At 48.6% G+C, this 17844-nt stretch carries 17 protein-coding genes; 4 read left to right on the top strand and 13 right to left on the bottom strand.

The window, feature by feature from the left end; translation table 11 throughout:
* Positions 1 to 12 precede the first annotated feature (12 nt).
* The 3 genes from AAIH57_RS04825 to AAIH57_RS04815 all read right to left on the bottom strand — a co-directional run bounded on the left by AAIH57_RS04825 (position 13) and on the right by AAIH57_RS04815 (position 3180).
* Complete coding sequence (locus AAIH57_RS04825; RefSeq protein WP_175398512.1) at positions 13 to 1203, bottom strand: NupC/NupG family nucleoside CNT transporter; 1191 nt, start codon at positions 1201 to 1203, stop codon at positions 13 to 15.
* A gap of 184 nt (positions 1204 to 1387) precedes the next feature.
* Complete coding sequence (gene deoC, locus AAIH57_RS04820) at positions 1388 to 2038, bottom strand: deoxyribose-phosphate aldolase (RefSeq protein WP_430021334.1); 651 nt, start codon at positions 2036 to 2038, stop codon at positions 1388 to 1390.
* A 203-nt stretch (positions 2039 to 2241) separates the two neighbouring features.
* The gene (locus tag AAIH57_RS04815; RefSeq protein WP_430021333.1) at positions 2242 to 3180 is read right to left on the bottom strand and encodes a sugar-binding transcriptional regulator; all 939 of its coding nucleotides are present in this window, start codon (positions 3178 to 3180) and stop codon (positions 2242 to 2244) included.
* 260 nt (positions 3181 to 3440) lie between these two features.
* On the opposite strand from AAIH57_RS04815, the gene AAIH57_RS04810 reads away from it, so the two are divergent.
* On the top strand, positions 3441 to 4067 hold the full coding sequence (locus AAIH57_RS04810) for an FMN-dependent NADH-azoreductase (protein ID WP_175398511.1): 627 nt from the start codon (positions 3441 to 3443) through the stop codon (positions 4065 to 4067).
* Positions 4068 to 4154: 87 nt separating this feature from the next.
* Here AAIH57_RS04810 and AAIH57_RS04805 read toward each other — a convergent pair whose 3' ends face one another.
* The 4 genes from AAIH57_RS04805 to AAIH57_RS04790 form a co-directional block, all read right to left on the bottom strand.
* Positions 4155 to 4505, bottom strand: coding sequence for a hypothetical protein (locus AAIH57_RS04805; protein ID WP_175398510.1), 351 nt, complete (start codon positions 4503 to 4505; stop codon positions 4155 to 4157).
* 133 nt (positions 4506 to 4638) lie between these two features.
* A complete protein-coding gene (locus AAIH57_RS04800; protein ID WP_430020737.1) occupies positions 4639 to 5301 on the bottom strand; it encodes a class II aldolase/adducin family protein in 663 nt (220 codons plus the stop codon).
* 27 nt (positions 5302 to 5328) lie between these two features.
* Complete coding sequence (locus AAIH57_RS04795) at positions 5329 to 6831, bottom strand: rhamnulokinase (protein ID WP_430020736.1); 1503 nt, start codon at positions 6829 to 6831, stop codon at positions 5329 to 5331.
* 70 nt (positions 6832 to 6901) lie between these two features.
* A complete protein-coding gene (locus AAIH57_RS04790; RefSeq protein WP_430020735.1) occupies positions 6902 to 8692 on the bottom strand; it encodes an L-fucose isomerase in 1791 nt (596 codons plus the stop codon).
* A gap of 401 nt (positions 8693 to 9093) precedes the next feature.
* Between AAIH57_RS04790 and AAIH57_RS04785 the strand changes: the two genes are divergently transcribed.
* A complete protein-coding gene (locus tag AAIH57_RS04785) occupies positions 9094 to 10110 on the top strand; it encodes a LacI family DNA-binding transcriptional regulator (RefSeq protein WP_430020734.1) in 1017 nt (338 codons plus the stop codon).
* A gap of 129 nt (positions 10111 to 10239) precedes the next feature.
* On the opposite strand, the gene AAIH57_RS04780 is transcribed toward AAIH57_RS04785, so the two are convergent.
* The 3 genes from AAIH57_RS04780 to AAIH57_RS04770 form a co-directional block, all read right to left on the bottom strand.
* Entirely contained in the window at positions 10240 to 11133 is an 894-nt protein-coding gene (locus AAIH57_RS04780; RefSeq protein WP_430020733.1) for an NAD-dependent epimerase/dehydratase family protein, read from the bottom strand.
* Positions 11134 to 11258: 125 nt separating this feature from the next.
* Complete coding sequence (locus AAIH57_RS04775) at positions 11259 to 11978, bottom strand: SAM-dependent methyltransferase (protein WP_430020732.1); 720 nt, start codon at positions 11976 to 11978, stop codon at positions 11259 to 11261.
* Between the two features lie 30 nt (positions 11979 to 12008).
* Positions 12009 to 12989: a Gfo/Idh/MocA family protein gene (locus AAIH57_RS04770; protein WP_430020731.1), complete on the bottom strand. Its 981-nt coding sequence runs from the start codon at positions 12987 to 12989 to the stop codon at positions 12009 to 12011.
* A 176-nt stretch (positions 12990 to 13165) separates the two neighbouring features.
* Here AAIH57_RS04770 and AAIH57_RS04765 point away from each other — a divergent pair, with 176 nt between their 5' ends.
* Together AAIH57_RS04765 and AAIH57_RS04760 are read left to right on the top strand one after the other, a co-directional pair.
* On the top strand, positions 13166 to 13750 hold the full coding sequence (locus AAIH57_RS04765; protein WP_430020730.1) for a bifunctional transcriptional activator/DNA repair enzyme AdaA: 585 nt from the start codon (positions 13166 to 13168) through the stop codon (positions 13748 to 13750).
* Positions 13750 to 14568 carry an SPL family radical SAM protein gene (locus AAIH57_RS04760; RefSeq protein WP_430021332.1) on the top strand — a complete coding sequence of 273 codons (819 nt, stop codon included), beginning with the start codon at positions 13750 to 13752 and terminating at the stop codon, positions 14566 to 14568. Before AAIH57_RS04765 ends, AAIH57_RS04760 begins: the two co-directional genes overlap by 1 nt.
* A gap of 86 nt (positions 14569 to 14654) precedes the next feature.
* On the opposite strand, the gene AAIH57_RS04755 is transcribed toward AAIH57_RS04760, so the two are convergent.
* The 3 genes from AAIH57_RS04755 to AAIH57_RS04745 form a co-directional block, all read right to left on the bottom strand.
* A complete protein-coding gene (locus AAIH57_RS04755) occupies positions 14655 to 15761 on the bottom strand; it encodes a Gfo/Idh/MocA family protein (protein ID WP_430020729.1) in 1107 nt (368 codons plus the stop codon).
* A 98-nt stretch (positions 15762 to 15859) separates the two neighbouring features.
* Complete coding sequence (locus tag AAIH57_RS04750; protein ID WP_430020728.1) at positions 15860 to 16585, bottom strand: ThuA domain-containing protein; 726 nt, start codon at positions 16583 to 16585, stop codon at positions 15860 to 15862.
* 64 nt (positions 16586 to 16649) lie between these two features.
* Entirely contained in the window at positions 16650 to 17822 is a 1173-nt protein-coding gene (locus AAIH57_RS04745; protein ID WP_430020727.1) for a Gfo/Idh/MocA family protein, read from the bottom strand.
* Positions 17823 to 17844 lie beyond the last annotated feature (22 nt).

Genomic DNA, 17844 nt, shown 5'->3' with positions numbered 1-17844 from the left:
CAATAATCCGGGTTACAAGAACAGTCCGGTGATGATCGCAGACAGCACGCTGACAAGCGATGCACCGTAAAGCAGCTTCAGACCGAAGCGGGCCACCACATTGCCCTGTTTTTCATGAAGTCCCTTCACCGCACCAGCAATGATACCGATGGACGAGAAGTTGGCGAACGATACGAGGAAGACGGATACGATACCTGTTGTACGAGCAGACAGCGTAGTTTGTTTGGTCAGATCCAGCATGGCGACGAATTCATTCGACACCATTTTGGTTGCCATAATACTTCCCGCCTGAATCGCTTCCTTCCAGGGAACGCCCATAATAAACGCAAAGGGTGCAAACACATAACCAAGCAGTTCCTGGAACGAAATGCCGAGAACAGCACTGAATATCCCGTTAACGAGCGCTATCAGGGCGACGAATCCGATGAGCATTGCTGCAACAACGATTGCCACTTTGAATCCGTCCAGAATGTACTCACCGAGCATCTCGAAGAACGATTGTTTTTCCTCTTCCTGCACTTCCAATATATCTTCTTCCTCGGTTACCTTATACGGATTCACGATGGAAGCGATGATAAAACCGCCAAACAGGTTCAGCACAAGCGCTGTAACCACATATTTCGGATCGATCATGGACATATAGGCACCGACGATGGACATCGATACCGTGGACATGGCTGAGGCACACAACGTGTACAGCCGATGCTTTGGCAGCAAACCGATTTGTTTTTTAACGGATATGAATACTTCAGATTGCCCCAGAATGGCGGAAGCAACCGCGTTATATGATTCCAGTTTGCCCATTCCGTTGATTTTGCTTAATACCAGACCAATATATTTTATAACAAAAGGTAAGATTCGGATATACTGCAATATCCCAATGAGGGCGGAGATGACAACGATTGGCATCAATACGCTGAGGAAGAACGGTGTTCCTACGGTCTCTGCACCTACGGTAGTCAAATCACCAAATACAAACGCAATCCCTTCATTCGCATAATCAAGCAAACTTTTAAATACGGTCGCGAATCCACCAATCAGCCATGTGCCCACTCCTGTATTCAACAGAGCATAAGCCAGGATCACCTGCAAAACAATCATGACGGCCAGCGGCCGATAACGAATATTCTTTTTACCGTTGCTTGCGATATAAGCCAGTCCAAACACAACGAGTAAACCCAGAATGGCAATCAGAAATTTCATTGTATCTCTCCTTTGAAGGTAGTTAAGCCAGATGTTCGTTTCAACTCAAAGGCTCATACGGTAAGATTAAACTTTCAGAAAATTTGTGAAGCGCTTACAAATAATTCATTGGATAAGGGTCAGGACCTGCTCCCCATAGCCGGCAAATACCGGATTCTGGAGAACAGATCTTTAACCTTTAGAATTAATAAGAAGATGTGGACTGTCCACCCTGCATGATCTTCACGCCTGAGCTTGCTCCAATTCGAGTTGCTCCTGCTTCAATCATTTTTTGCATGTCTTCCAGACTGCGTACCCCACCCGATGCTTTTACGCCCATATCTGGTCCGACTGTGCGACGCATCAATGCGATATCTTCCGGCGTTGCTCCGCCTGTGGAGAATCCCGTTGACGTTTTGACAAAGTCAGCACCAGCTTTCACGGCTGCCTGACACGCGCGTACTTTTTCGTCATCCGTAAGCAGACAAGTTTCGATAATGACTTTCACCAAAGCTTTGCCTGCAGCGGCTTGAACAACAGCACGAATGTCTTGCTCAACGTAATCGTCTCTGCCATCTTTCAGCGCGCTGATGTTGATGACCATGTCAACTTCTGTTGCACCTTTGGCAATAGCGTCTGTCGTTTCGAACGCTTTGGTTTCAGAAGTCGAAGCTCCAAGAGGAAAACCGATAACGGTACAAATATCCACGCCACTGCCTTGAAGCTGCTCTGCTGCATAAGAAACCCAACCCGGATTCACACATACAGAAGCAAATTGATACTGTTTCGCTTCTTCGGTCAGTTTGTCCATTTCACTTTGCGCAGCATCCGCACGAAGCAAGGTATGATCGATCATTTTGGCTAATTGAGCTGAAGTCAATTGAATCTCTCCCTTATCTGAACTGATTATTTATAGCCTTACACTAACATGAACATATGTAAAAATCAATATGAACTTTTGTTCATCCGCTTTAGTAAGCGAAACAACGGTTATAGCTTCTGCCTAAAAAAGCAAAACATCCGCCGAATTTCCGTGGCAGATGTTGTCATCATATTGAACTAGAATCGGAGCAAAGCCTGCGCTGTATATTGGTCTGTTACCAAAATGTTAGCATAATGCCCTTTGAGCGCAGCGTGAATGGCTTCAATTTTACGTTGCCCCCCGGCAACAAGGATTGATTTTTCCTTATTCCGTAATTCGGCCAGGTCAATCCCTACGGTTCTGCTGTTGATTTCTTCACTGATTAATTGTCCTTCCGCATCAAAAAATCGTGAGCAGATATCGCCTGCACCCGAATTCATCAGCAATCGCTGTTCTTCCTCGTTAAAGTATCCAAGTTTAAACAGGAGTGCATCTTCCTTTACGGTACCCACGGTAAACATGGCAATATTCGCCTGTCTGCCGAGTTCAACGATTCGTCCGATGTGTCGGTCGGCTTCCACCATTTTTTTGACTTCGATATTGTCGAAAATCACGGGCAAAGGCAGGTATCGCGGGACGGTATGATACGCTTCTGCAAACAGATGCACGATCTCTGCCGCATACGTATTCACGTGTGAATGGCTTACGCCACCCTTTAGCTGCACCACTTCAACACCTTTGACCTGCTTGGCTCGAAGCTGTTTGGCTACCGCGTACATCGTCGTTCCCCAGGTCACACCAATAATGTCTGCATCCTGAACAGTATCCTGCAGATAGTCAGCTGCTCTTTTACTAATATGTTTCTGTATTTCTTCATCACTCTTCAGTGGAGCAAAACAGACGAGTGCGGTATCCAGATCATATTTGGCTTTGAGTTCTCCGGCAATGATATCAATGTCCTCGAGCGGGTCCATAATTTCAATGCGCACATAACCGCGGTCTTTCGCATACTGGAGCAGCCGGGATACGGTTGGACGGGACACGCCCAGCCTGACGGCAATATCCTGCTGGCTGTAATCCGACTGATAGTACAATTTGGCTGCTTCAATGCTTAATCGTTGTTTCTCCAGATCCATTCCCATTTGCGCTCATCTCACTCATCCATGGTATCGTTAGAAATTCTTTCTCACATTGCTCACTCACAATAATTACGCTGCTTGTCCTGTTCATTATACATCATTCAGTACCAGGTCACTATTCCTCTTCTGAAGCTTGTTTTTAGGCAAGATACCCGAATCAAGGATTAAAAAGAGATCCATGATGCATACTACTGCGGTCGCTTTATCGTTTAGGAAATCATTCTTCACCAAAATACATTACTGAGAGGACGAATTGCATGCCCACCCTATTGTATATTACTGCCCATCCTCACGATCATGAGACCTCCTTCAGTATGGCTGCAGGTCAAGCATTCATAGAAGCATACCGGGAGAGCCATCCTTCGGATGAAGTTGTACATCTCGACCTGTACCGATCCAGCATCCCGCATATTGATGCAGATGTATTCAGTGGCTGGGGAAAACTCCAATCGGGCAGTGAGCTGACTGCGGAAGAGCAATCCAAAGTTAGCCGTCTGAACGAACTGTCAGATCAATTTGCATCAGCAGACAAATACGTTTTTGTTACACCCATGTGGAATTTCTCGTTCCCTCCGATCATGAAGGCTTATATCGACTCCATCTGCGTGGCTGGCAAAACGTTTCGTTACACGGAGCAAGGCCCAGTCGGATTGTTGACCAATAAAAAAGCGCTGCATATTCAGGCCCGCGGCGGCATTTATTCCGAAGGACCTGCGGCACAAACCGAATCCGGGCATCGTTATCTGAGCATCATCATGTCCTTCCTCGGCGTTCCCAAACTGGAAGGAATTTTTGTGGAAGGCCATAATCAATTCAAGGAACGGGCTGATCAGATTAAACAAGATGCGATTGAACAGGCTCGTAAGGTAGCGAAGCAGTTCTAAACCTCTATGTGAACAGTAAAGCCCGCTTGCCTCCCTTTCAGTTCAAGGGTCAGCAAGCGGGCTTTTATATGATGACGATGTTATCCCTTACTGTTGACCAGCACGGGCACGACTTATGGTTTCTAGTTTTCGGGTTATGGCGTTACGGTCTACTTTCAGACCCCAGATCATTTCAATAATTTGTTCTTTCTCTTCCGGAGAATCCGCATGCTTGAGCTGCATTAACAGATCATGCATCTGTTCGTTAATGCCTTCAAACTGGTTCCAGAGATCCTGCCTTATTTCTTGGGAATCCAGATGACGATTAGCATCCACTTCTTCTTTTAGAGCTTGCAGAATGGAGTTTTTCCATTCATCATCGCCTAACTGTGCCGCTATGTTCAGGAGATCCAGATAATCGTCAACAAGAAGTGAGTTCAATTCAGCGTGTGTTTTCATCGTTTATTGCATCCCCTTTTCGTCTATTTACCAAGTATTATACTCGGTATTTCAGGATATGCAATAGTTGTCGGAAAAAGTTGCAGTATCTAGTGGTTCATGTCATGTTTTGACGAAAGCGCTTGCTGAGACCTCAGGACTTGAGCTGCTGTAACAGCTGCACACGATAAGCTTCACTTTCAAGCGACTGAATCTCCTTGTATTGTTCAGCGGTAAGTACTTTGGGTTCGCCCGCTGCCTTTGCAATCATATACACTTTCGCACTCTCTTCCACCACTTGGGTCCGGTAATAGGCTTCCCGCAAATTTTTTCCCGTAGTAACCAGCCCGTGATTCACGAGAATAAGCGCTGAATGAACCTCTACCTTAGCTGCCACTGCATCGGCAAGCAGTTTGGTTGTGGGAAGAACATACGGAACAAACCCGATATCTCCTACAAGTGCAGACTGATCGGGGAAAAGGTGCGGCAGCTCATCGAACACGAGACTCAGTGCAATGGTGTATGCAGGGTGAGTGTGAACGATCGCCTGGATGTCAGGGTTTACGCGATAGCTGTACAGATGCATCAATACTTCGGAAGAAGGACGTGTCGATCCGGCACGTGTCTCACCTGTCGTGATATCAACGGCAATCCATTCGTCGGGATCGATATCCTCAAGTGCATAACCACTCGGAGAGAGCAGCATCGTACCCTCTGCACGAGCACTCAAATTCCCTCCGGGACCTACCACCAGACCTTGTGCAACCGATCTGCGCGCATATTTTGTCAGCTCTTCTCTTACCTGCTGTTCAGTCATGTTCTTCCCCACTCCTTCTTATTCTTTTTAGTTGGACCCTTTTGCTAACTGCTGATTCAGACTTTGATAGATTTCATAGGCTTCCTGCCATGGTTCCCTATCTTCAGGCTCATACGTTTCCAGTGAGTAAGAAGCGGCTACGATGTCCCTGACCTCGGACGAACTGCTCACTTCGCCATGCGCCACCAATTGCAGCATGCAATTCCCTGCCGAAGCTGCCTCCACTGGACCCGCCACTACCGGGATTCCGGTTGCATTAGCCGTGAACTGGCATAGCAGACGATTTTGCACACCACCACCGACCATATGAATCACATGAGGTCTGCTCCCGGTGACAAGCTCCAGTTCATCCAGAGTCTGTCTGAATTCCAGCGCCAGGCTTTCCAGAATACAGCGTACAATTGCCCCGATCGAGTCCGGAATGGTCTGCCCGCTGGTTCTGCACTGACGACGTATTCGCTCAGGCATATCACCTGGTGGTAAATATACTGCATCTCCCGGCAGAACAAAGCATTGGTGTGCTGAAGCCGTGTCGGCCAATTGAACTAGTTCTTGATGAGTGAATGCTTTGTTTTCGCGTTCCCATTGCCTTTTGCACTCCTGCAAAAGCCAGAGACCGGATCGGTTTTTCAAGGTTCGCACTTTGCCGCTGACCGTTCCTTCATTCGTGAATCCCAGTTTGCGGCTCTGCTCATCGAGTATGGGGGTATCGCGTTCCACACCCATTAATGACCACGTACCACAGCTGATAAAAGCAAAATTAGGATCTGATGCAGGAATGGCTGCGAGTGCAGATGCAGTATCGTGTGAGCCAACCGATATGACCTGCATCGGTCCGGTCCGCAGCTCCTCGCGAAGATCATCTGTCAGCTGTCCCAGCACCGTGCCTGCCTGTACCAGGGGCGGAAGTAATGTTTCAGGCACACCAAGACGGCCAAGCAATGATTCATTCCACTGGGCCTCTCCTGCATGCAATAAACCACTCGTACTAGCAATTGTATATTCACAAGCCTGCTGGCCTGAGAGATAAAAGTGAAACAAGTCTGGCATGAACAACATCCGCATATCCGGTCGTAAACCTTCAGCATTTTCCCGCAAACTTCCGATCAGTTGAAATACCGTATTGATTTGCTGTGGCAAAACGCCGGACATGGTGTATAGCTCCTCTTCATTGACAATATGCAGAGTCTCTTCCATCCATTTTGAATTACGCGGTTCCCGGTAATGACGGGGATTCGAGCACAATCTTCCTGCGCCATCCACCAGGCCATAATCAACACCCCAGGTATCCACAGCGATCGAACGTACCGGTTGAGTCAATTCTTGGGTACCCTTCCTAATACCTTGTTTAAGTTCATGGAACAGTCTTAGAAAGTCCCAATATAAACCGTCTCGGAGCTGCACGGGGTCATTGCTGAATCGATGCACTTCCTGTAACGAGATCTTATTTCCGTCAAAACTACCTCTGACCATCCGGCCGCTTCCAGCACCATAGTCAGCAGCAAGTACATGTGTTGCCTGAGTCCCCATCTCTCATGCCTCCTTCTTTTGAAGAACGCCACGTTCAGGTCAGGCTGAACATGGCGTCTGACATGCTGGCTTATCGGTATAAAGGTCCAAACACGCTACATGCGCGATAATCAGCGCTTTCAGGTTCACTTGTTCCAAATAATCCCCAGGCTCGCGGACGGAATATCTCGGATTCAGGGACATTGTGCATACTCACCGGAATCCGCAGGATTGAAGCCAGTGTCAGGAGATCGGCTCCGATGTGTCCATAGGAGATAGAGCCGTGGTTCGCGCCCCACTGATTCATCACTTCATAAACAGAGGTAAAGGCTCCTGCTCCGGTCAAAATCGGGGCAAACCAGGTTGATGGCCACGTCGGATCCGTCCGCTGATCCAGCGTATCATGCACTTCTTCAGGCAAATCCACGGTGTATCCCTGCGCGAGCTGTAGTACAGGGCCGAGACCTTTGACCAGATTCAGCCGAGTCATGGTTACGGGCATGCCGCCTTTGGTCAGGAAATCAGCGGAATATCCGCCGCCTCTGAAATATTCGACCGAGGCCGGTCTCCACGATGTTGCTTGCAGACAGCTCTGCACTTCTGCGTCTGTAATTTCCCAGAACGGCTTGAGGACCGGCTCGCCATCTTTTGACTGCTGTCCAGTTCCGTCTAATGCCGCAGAGCCCGAATTGATCAGATGCAGAATCCCGTCCTTTGCTTTCCCTTCCAATTGGTGTCCTGTAACCCGTGCAACCGAATCCGGGCTCCAGTAGGTCCGTACATCCGCAAAAATCTGCGCCGTATGGGTGAGCAGTGAGCCGAATAACATCGACACCCCGTTCAGACTGTCGTTTTCTGTGGCAACCAGATAAGGTGAACGTGTACCGTTCCAGTCAAAGGATGAATTCAGGATCGATTCCAGGAAATCACCATTAGGTGCGTGATCCGTCCATTGCCGCTGCCCCTGGAAGCCGGATACAATCGCATGGTGACCCATCGATTCCTCTGTGAAACCAAGCTCTGCCAATTTTGGATTGCCGGCCATGAGGTCACGTACGATTTGAGTCATTTTTACAACGGTTTCCCACTCATATTCTTTGCGCTTGCGGTCGGTCTGGAGGTGAGCCGGATTATTATCCGGTCCTTCACTGCAATTCTCTTTCACCCATGCCAGCGCCAGCTTGTATTCTTCGGGATCATAAATTTCTTCCTCAATCCGCCGGGTCAACTCGCTCATGTCCACATATTCGTTCCGCATGCCGAGATATTCTTGAAAAAACGAATCATTCACAATGGAGCCTGCAATCCCCATGGACACCGAACCAATAGACAGATAAGCACGACCCTTCATTGTAGCCGCTGCAAGCCCGGCTCGGCTGAAACGAAGCAATTTCACACGAACATCTTCAGGAATGGTGGTGTCCCCGCCATCCTGAACATCCTCCCCATAGATTCCAAATGCCGGTATCCCCTTCTGGGCATGGGCAGAGAGTACAGCTGCCAGATAAACCGCACCCGGTCGTTCCGTACCGTTGAAGCCCCAGATGGCTGTAGGAATCGAAGGCGACATATCCATTGTTTCCGTACCATAGCACCAGCAAGGGGTGACGGTGATCGTAACACCAACATTGGAACGGTTAAACAGCTCTGCTGCCGCTGCTGCTTCAGCTACACCGCCAATACAGGACTCGGCAACAACACATTCAACCGGGGTACCATCGGGATAACGAAGCTCTGCAGAGATCAGCTCAGCAACTGATGTCGCCATGCGCATCGTCTGTTCCTCCAGTGATTCCCGGACTCCCTTGCGTCTGCCATCAATAGTGGGACGAATACCAATCTTGGGAAATGCCTGTTTATAACGGTAATCCTGATGTGTCATACTAAACGTCCTCCTCAAATGTTTTCTGGATTGGTACGAATTGATTACACGTTGTCTTGTCAGGATGCAGTTAAAGCAGTCAGACCACGGCTTCAGTTGGCCCGATACCCATTGATGCGCCAGCCCGAAGCAAGAGATTCAGAATAATTGAATGCGTTTACATAATGCGATTTAACAAAATCCACTCTATTTATCGATTTCAATATGTAGTCCCCATGGCCGCGGAACAGAACTCGCTAGAGCAGAAAAGTACACGGTGATATGAAGTTTTATTCAAATAAAAAAGGTTCATTTCCAAGTCTGGGTTATCGGTAACCCTAACATAGCATGCACCCATATTGCTGTCAATTGGCATTTTCCTATAAAATGATAAGACTATGTTGCGGAAAGGTTAGATTCCATTGATCACTATTTATGATATTGCCAAGAAAGCCAACGTTTCTGCCATGACGGTCTCCAAAGTGATTAATCAAACAGGTCGAATCAGTACGGCCACCAGAGAACGTGTGCAGAAGGTCATAGATGAGCTCGGATATATCCCCAATTCGAATGCACGCAGTCTAGTACTTCAGCGAACACAGATGCTGTCTCTATTGATCACAGATATTACCAACCCTTTTTATACCACACTTGCCCGAGGAGCCGAGGATGCAGCCAATGCTCGCGGTTATCGGCTCTTGTTCAGTAATAGTGATGAAGACTACAACAAGGAAAAGAATTATGTGGAGACGATTCTGTCAACACGCGTGGACGGTGTACTTTTTGCACCTGCGGGGGATCGCTCTATTGACCACTTGAAGCAGTTACAGGAGAGGAACATCCCATTCGTCATTCTGGATCGTACCGTGCCTGGTATTACATCGGATGTGATTGCCGGGGATAGTCGGGAAGGCGCGCTTCTCTTAATCCGGTATCTTACGGAGCTGGGTCACCGGCGCATCGCTCTCGTCAACGGTTCTTCCGAGGTTTCTACTGCCAGACTAAGGGAAGAAGGCTATGTAGAGGGCTTACGGGAAGCAGGAATACCTGTTGATCCGGAACTTGTCCTTCGGACCGGTTATCGCGATTTCAGTGACGAAGCTGGAATCAAGCGATTACTTGCACAACCGGAGAAACCAACAGCTATTTTTGCTGCCAATAATATGCTGGCCATTGGAGTTATTCGTCTTTTGCGTAAAAGAGGGCTTCGTGTACCGGAAGACATATCTGTCGTCTGTTTTGACGATTTGGATCTGGCTTCCGCTTTTGATCCCTTTCTGACCGTAGCAGCGCAGCCTGCATATGACTTTGGTGCGATCGGCATGCAAATGCTCATCGACAGAATTGAGGGAACGGCACCGCCTGAATCCCAAACGGTCATTCTGCCATCGGAACTGCGCATTCGTGCTTCAGCTTCTGTACCTCCCGCTATTAACTGATCACTTGGATTAAAAATAAGCTGCATAAGGAACTAATCATTTTTGTGCTCACAAAATACACAAACAGGACGCCACAGAGCTTCTCACTCCCGTGCGTCCTGTTTTTGGTACTTGAATTTGGTCCGGGGTTCAACCCTCAGACTGAAGGGCCAGGGCCACTTCGCGAACAAGACCTGGAAACCAGTCCATCAGAGCTTCGAACGTATAACCGGCCTCTTCTGCCTTGGATGTCTCCATCGTCCATGATTCCGAGATGCCGAAGGGGGACATATCTTCTTCGGCGGTTTGGCGTAACACCTGGGACTGCATGCCTGTAACGGTCTCAATCAGATTCATCATGGCAGATAACGTAATGGAGCCTTTCGATGCTGCATTCACGGGTCCAGTAATCGTTGAATGCCCCAGCCAGGCGAGAAATCTTGCTGCTTCTGTTGAATTGATAAACCCAATCTCGGCTTCCGGATTCGGCATACCGATCGGTTTGCCTTTTTGCACATGCTCAATATGAAAATGCAGTCTTCTCGTATAATCATCAATTCCAAGTACAATTGGAATTCTCATCGCCGCAACCGGGAAGCTCGCTTCCTGAAAGAACACTGCTTCAGCAAGGCGCTTACCTTCCCCATATGAAAAATCTTCGTGGTTCCCATATTTCAATGGATACGTGTACGGGTCAAAATCCGCTTCCGTAAAACCGGGTTTGGGATCGCCATACACAGAAAGCGTCGATGTAAGTACATATCTTTGGGTGCGTCCCGCAAATGCTTCACATGCCGACTTCGCTGCATCCGGCGAGTAACAGATATTATCGTACACCACATCCCACATGTCGGTCTTTGCTGCCTCAGCCAGAGATTGCGGATCCTCCCGATCTATCTTGATCCGGTTCACTTCTGGCCCGAAGTCCACGCTCGTTTTGCCACGCGTCGCAACCGTAATTTGCGATTGGCCTTCCCACAGCAAATGATCAACCAGACGTTTGCCGAAGAATCGTGTCCCGCCAAGTATGAGTACTTTTTTCATCCGATAAACCTCCTACCCTCTTCTGGTGTTTCATTCATTATAACGAGGTTTGCCATGCTACAACAAATATACCCCATAACGCAACCGCTAACCTTGTCCTAAGCCAGGATGGTGAATGGCCAATTTTAAAAGCTGGTTTTCACAATATGGAGCATGGTATCGGCACCCTGTTGAAATTCATACCCCGTCTTTACTTCAGAAACCGTGCAGCCTTGTTTTTCAATCAGAGTCTTCAGCTCATCCATCTTCTCATAACGTATTCCGGAAAGCCCTACTGTAGGGAAAATCCGAAGCTCGTATCTGGTTACACGCAGCAGCTCAAGAATGGTTTGCGCATGAAAATTGAAGTCCAATCGATCTGCATACGTAAACAGAAAATGCGCGGATAACGTCAAATCGAATCGTTCATCAGCGAAAGGAAGGACGGGCAGTTCAGAATAGACATAGCGATCAGGAAATTCTCTCATATCTGCCGTAGAATCCTGTAGTGCACGTGTCCTAGCTTGTTTCAAACCATCAATCGAACCGAAATAGTCCCATCTGTATCTTTCACGCACCTGTTCCAATTGCTTGATGGTGTGCTCAATGTCCTGCTGCCCTTTGTATTCCAGATTATTAATCGCGAACTGGTAGGCAATATCCGATGCCATGGAATCCGCACCCTGTCTGCGGGAATGGCTGCTAAATGAACAAGCTCCGCCCGGACAATCCAGAATGGATCTGCCTCTGAGATCTTCCGGGGTAAGGCCGAACATCAGCATATATTCCTCGTAGGTCCTTCCAATAAAAATAATCTGCTCCAGTTCAAGGCTTAAGTCCTTGTTGCTCAGCTCTTCTCTACTCATCTCGTCTCAGCTCACTTTCTTGTTCTCGAATTAATCGTTCGGGAAAACCAGACCGATCTGCTTGCGGATCTGATCCATCACCTGCATGGTGGTATAGGAACGTTCATAGGTATTCATCTCCGATTCCGTTTTTCCCTGCTGAAGCAGGTTAACGAACTCCTCTACCTCATAATACATGGCCGGATAGGTCTGCTCGACGGTCAATGGTTCTACCGTACCGTCATTGTAGCGAATTTCCGCATGTTCAGGGGAGCCAATCTTATCGATGATGATGCTCCCGTGCTCTCCCATAATTTCGCTTGGTACATGGGAATTTGAGATTTTGGAGTAAGTCACTATGGCTTCCATCCCATCGTAACCGAGAAGCACGCTACCCTGACCGTCAACGCCCGATTCCAGCATCATCGCCTGGGCTTGAACCTGATTTGGCGCACCAAATAACGTGACTAGCGGGTACAGGCAGTATACACCCAGATCCATCAATGCGCCGTTTGCAAGTTCCGGTTTGAATGCATTGAGCACAATACCCTCTTTGTACTTATCGTAACGCGATGAATACTGACAGTATCCCGCTACATATTTGCGCACGGGTCCGATTTTATGTAGGTGCGCTTGTACCATTTTGAACGTGGGAACAAGCGTTGACTTCATGGCTTCCATCAGCAATACATCATGATTACGCGCCGTGTCTATCAAACGGCGGACCTCAGCAGCATTGGCAGCCAGCGGTTTTTCACACAACACGTGCTTTCCGTTTTTTAGGAAAATCTCTGTCTGATCAGCGTGATACGTATTGGGTGTAGCAATGTAGACGGCATCTATCGCATTACTAGCAGCCATTTCCTCCAAGTCCGTAAACCGATGCTCTGCATTATATTTATCTGAAAATGCATTCGCCTTATCAGCAGTCCGTGAATAGACAGCTGTCAGTTCAAAGCCCTTTACTTGTGAAGCAGCTTCTAGAAGCCTTTCTGTAATCCAGTTGGTACCTACCACTCCGAAACGAACCATTCTTACCTACCTCTTTCATGAATAAATTTCGCATGTACACCATCCTGCTCATTGTAGCATATTTCATTCCATGTGAAAGAAAGACGGGATGTCTTGCTATTGAAATCTTGCTTTTTCATGTTCAATTCGGTTGAACATTGTTCAAACAAGGGTATAATGTGTCGAGAGGTGATCCTATGGAACGTCAGGAAAAATCCCAATCCGATTCCATTCCCATAGATGAAATACGATGGACTGCCATTATCAGCAATGACAGTGCCTACGACGGCAAATTTTATTACGGAGTCAAGACGACAGGCATTTTTTGCCGACCTTCCTGCAAATCCAAAGAGCCCAAATATACAAATGTGCTGGTTTTCAGCCATCCTGATGAAGCGTTGGCGCAGGGCTTCAGACCATGCAAACGATGCAAGCCTACAGGTGAACGTGTGCCTGATCAGGAATGGATCTCTACGGTAACGGACTATATCGAACTTCATTATGCGGAAACTCTTACACTTGATGTGCTTGCCCAGATTAGCCATGGAAGCCCGTATCATCTGCATCGCGTATTTAAACGGATTACCGGAATGACTCCGGTGCAATATGTTCAGGAAAAACGAATGACTGAGGCGGCCGAATTACTGGTGAGTACCTCGCTAACGGTCACAGATATTGGTCACCGTGTAGGCATAGCCAATTCTGCCTATTTTATTGCTGTATTTCGCAAGCATACGGGACAGACGCCAGCCCATTATCGCGAACAGAGGCATCCCAAATGATGAAAACCAATCTGCTATATAAAACACCCAAAACATTGTTGAACAAAGGATCCGGTTTTCTCAACGGTTACACCCATACGCTCAATCCCTATACCGGTTGCTCTTTTGCATGTTCTTACTGTTATGTACGAAAAATGCCCGTTTCCTTATTCCGCAAGGAGGATTGGGGAACTTGGGTTGATGTTAAACAAGAGGCTGCGAGCATACTCGTTAAGGAGTTAAAGCGTGCTCGCTCGAAAGGCAAGATTACGTTGTTTATGTCCTCAAGTACAGATCCATATCAGCCTGCAGAATATAAAGAGCAGATTACCCGTTCATTGCTGGAAGTCATGATCGACCATCCGCCGGATTTCCTGTTGGTTCAGACCCGGAGTCCTCTCGTAACGCGGGATGTGGACCTACTGCAGCAGTTAGGTGAACGTGTGCGTGTAAGCATAACGATCGAAACGGATCTGGATGAGATCCGTAAGCATTTCAGCCCCGCTGCACCACCCATTGCTGGAAGATTGCATGCACTGGAACAATTAAGGGATGCGGGCATCCCTACCCAGGTTGCGATTGCACCTGTGCTGCCCAGCAGCGAGAACTTTCCAACCATCCTGAGGCCGCTAGTTCAACGTGTATGCATCGATGATTATTTCATGGGCGATGGCAGCGAAGGCAAACGAACCCGAAGACTGGGTATGGAATCGCTCTATCAACAAATTGGCATGGAAGACTGGTATCATCCAGAAGCCTATCGCATCCTTGTGGAGCGTATGAAAAAGCATTTTGCGGACCATGAGATCTGGATAAGCCAGGCCGGGTTTGAGCCCTAGATAACGTTGTATGCCAAAAAGAGCCCTGCTTCCTTCAATGGAAGACAGGGCTCCTTTATTACTATATCGAGCGTGTGAACGATGTATTATTGATCAAGTGTATATAATGCCAAACCTTCAGGCAGTGCAGCAGGGCGCTGACAAGTGCTCCTCATTTTATAGAAAGTCTGCTCATCGCTTGAATCATGGAAGGCCCACATCGCTTCAAGAACGTGGTAGGCGAGGTCTCCACTCGCTCTGTGAGCGCGACCGCTTTGAGCGGCGTAGGCCATATCAGCTACACCAATTCCGCGTGTGTTCTCCTGGTATCCTGGAAGTAACGGAACTTCCGTCCAATCCTGTTCACCCAGCAACCGGTAGCGCACAGGGCCCCCAAACGTGTTGGGATCCGGTACCTGCAGAGTGCCATGCGTCCCATATACCTCTATCGGAGGCAATGCACTTCCTCCAAAAACATCGAAGCTGGTTATCAACGTGCCAATGGCTCCTTGCTCGAACTGCAGCAGTCCTGCCACATGCGTTGGAATGTCCACGGGGATGGTTTGCCCCCTCTTTTTCTCGCTGGTAATTGTACGCTCTTCCATTGCTTTGCCTGTCATGCCAGCAATCGAACTGATCGGCCCCAGCAATTGTACCAACGCTGTCAGATAGTATGGTCCCATATCGAACATCGGTCCGCCACCTGAGGCATAATAGAACTCCGGATCAGGATGCCAGTGTTCATGTCCACGGCTCATCATAAACGCTGTAGCGGCCACAGGCTTGCCGATCACGCCATCCTCCACCAGCTTGAGCGAGGTTTGGATGCCAGAACCGAAAAATGTTTCGGGTGCGCATCCAACCAGTAATCCTTTGCGTTTGGCCGCTTCAAGGACAGCCTGCCCTTCTTCCCGAGTGACTGCTAGTGGTTTTTCCACGTAGACATGTTTCCCCGCTTCCAGCGACCGCAGACAAACATCTGCATGGACAGCAGGAATCGTCAAATTGATGATCAGTTCAATCTCGGGATTGGCCAGCATTTCATCTACCGTGTATACATTGGGAACATTGTAGGCTGCTGCCTGCTCCTCGGCCCTCGTACGGTCGATATCCGCTACGGCAACCAATTCAAGAATTTCGAACCGATGACAGTTTTCCATATAAATACTGCTGATTTTTCCACAGCCAATAATGCCTACTTTCATAGTTTTCATGCATGTGGGCCCCCTTCACGCGGATCGGATTTGTGAAATGCTGATGAAGTTTATCTTTTTTTCGTATGATACTTGGTTATCATAGAGCGAAAGCAAAATTAAGTTTGGTTATCGGCCATTCCCGTGTAAACTGCAGCTGCTTTCCCTGCGTTGTTCTTCGCAATTACTTTGCCTGCCGCAGTCCATCTAAAGCCACTACGCATCATTTCAGTGACTTGCTCCATCTCTACGATGTCTGCATGATGACCGAGCGAGTTGTAGAATACACGGCCGGCACCCCAGCGCTTCGTCCATACAACAGGCATATCCACAGGTCCATTGGCTGAATGAGGACCTTCTACGACAGGAAAACGCGTTGTTGCCAGCACTTCCACTGCAGGGTCTACGTGCAGGTAGTACTGCTCGCTTTTTACTTGAAAATCTTCGATGTGGTCCAGCAGCGGACTCGAACCGCGCTTGATGTTTACCGTGTACTCCACGCCATCATTACCCGGGTGTGCAACCCACTGCCCGCCAGTCATGAACTGCCAATCCACGTTGTTCCGGAACGCGTCACACATCCCGCCGTGAATACCTGCCAAGCCTACGCCACTCTGAACGGCAGCCGATACGTTGTTGACCAGCTCCTGTTCAATCTGTCCCATCGTCCACAGCGGAACAATCAGATCCAGACCGAGCAGTTTCTCAGCGTCTGCGTAAGCTTCCAATGTATTCGAAACTTCAACCTCAAACTGCTCTTCCTTCAGAATGCGTTCAAAAATCGCTGCTACCTGCTCCGGTTCATGTCCATCCCAGCCGCCCCATACAATCAGTGCCTTGCTCATCGCTATTCACTCGCTTTCGATTAGTTTGGTGTCGCTTTACATCTGTACCGTCTGCCTTCCCAGCTCACATCTCTTCAAGCGATACCCAGCGCCGCTCTGTGACGGAACGTTCCACGGCTTCCAGTACAGCCTGACAGGCGACCCCGTCATGGAAACTTGGTGAAGGCTGCCGTCCTTCGGAGATGGCTGTAACGAGTTCCAGCATTTCATGGGTAAACGTGTGCTCAAATCCAATCGTATGTCCGGCAGGCCACCAGGCCTCGGCATATTTGTGTGCCGGATCCGTAGCCAGGACACGGCGGAACCCCTGTACATCCTCTTCATCTTTTGTAAAATACACTTCCAGCTCATTCATCCGTTCAAAGTCAAATCGGACACTGCCCAGACTGCCATTGATCTCAAACGAATTGGTGCTGCGGTGACCTGCTGCAAAACGTGTAGCCTCGAAGCTGCCCAGCGCTCCTCCTGCAAATCGCGCCAGAAACAGTGTGGCATCATCAACAGTCACTTCGCCTTTCGGCGCATCTGCATTGGAGCTGCCCTTCGCACTAAGTCCAGTCATTTCGGAAGCAAGCGGACGTTCTTTGATAAACGTCTCGCTCATACCGATCACTTCCTTGAATTCACCCACGAGGAAGCGTGCGAGATCGATCAAGTGTGCTCCCAGATCTCCGTGCGATCCGGAACCAGCCACTTCTTTTTGCAGGCGCCAGACGAGCGGAAACGAAGGATCCATAATCCAGTCCTGCAGGAAAAACGCACGGAAATGGTAGATTTTACCCAAACGACCGCTCTGCACCAGCTCCTTGGCAAGCTGCACAGCCGGGGAGAAGCGATAGTTGAACCCAACCATGTGTGCCACTCCGGCGTCTTCTGCTGCTTGAAGCATCTCTCTTGAATCAGCGAGCGACAAGGCCAGCGGTTTCTCGCAAAACAGATGTTTACCCTGGCGTGCCGCTTCCAGTACAATTTCCTTGTGAGCATCACTTGGTGCATTAATATCGATCAGATCAATATCATCACGCTGTACCAGCTCACGCCAGTCAGTTACACTTTCGGACCAACCGAACTGGCTCGCAGCTTCCTGCACTCCCTGTTCATTGCGACCGCAGATTACGGACATTTCCGGCTGCAGTGGTGCTGACGGGAAAAACATAGGCAGACTTCGATAAGCATTGCTATGGGCCTTCCCCATAAACTTGTATCCAACCATTCCGACACGTAGACGATTTGACATGGTTATTTCCTCCTTTTGGAAT

Source organism: Paenibacillus sp. MABNR03 (assembly GCF_050455445.1).
Classification (GTDB): Bacteria; Bacillota; Bacilli; order Paenibacillales; family Paenibacillaceae; genus Paenibacillus; species Paenibacillus xylanilyticus.
The sequence above is the reverse complement of the archived record's forward strand: the minus strand, read 5'-3'. Positions and strand labels throughout refer to the sequence as shown.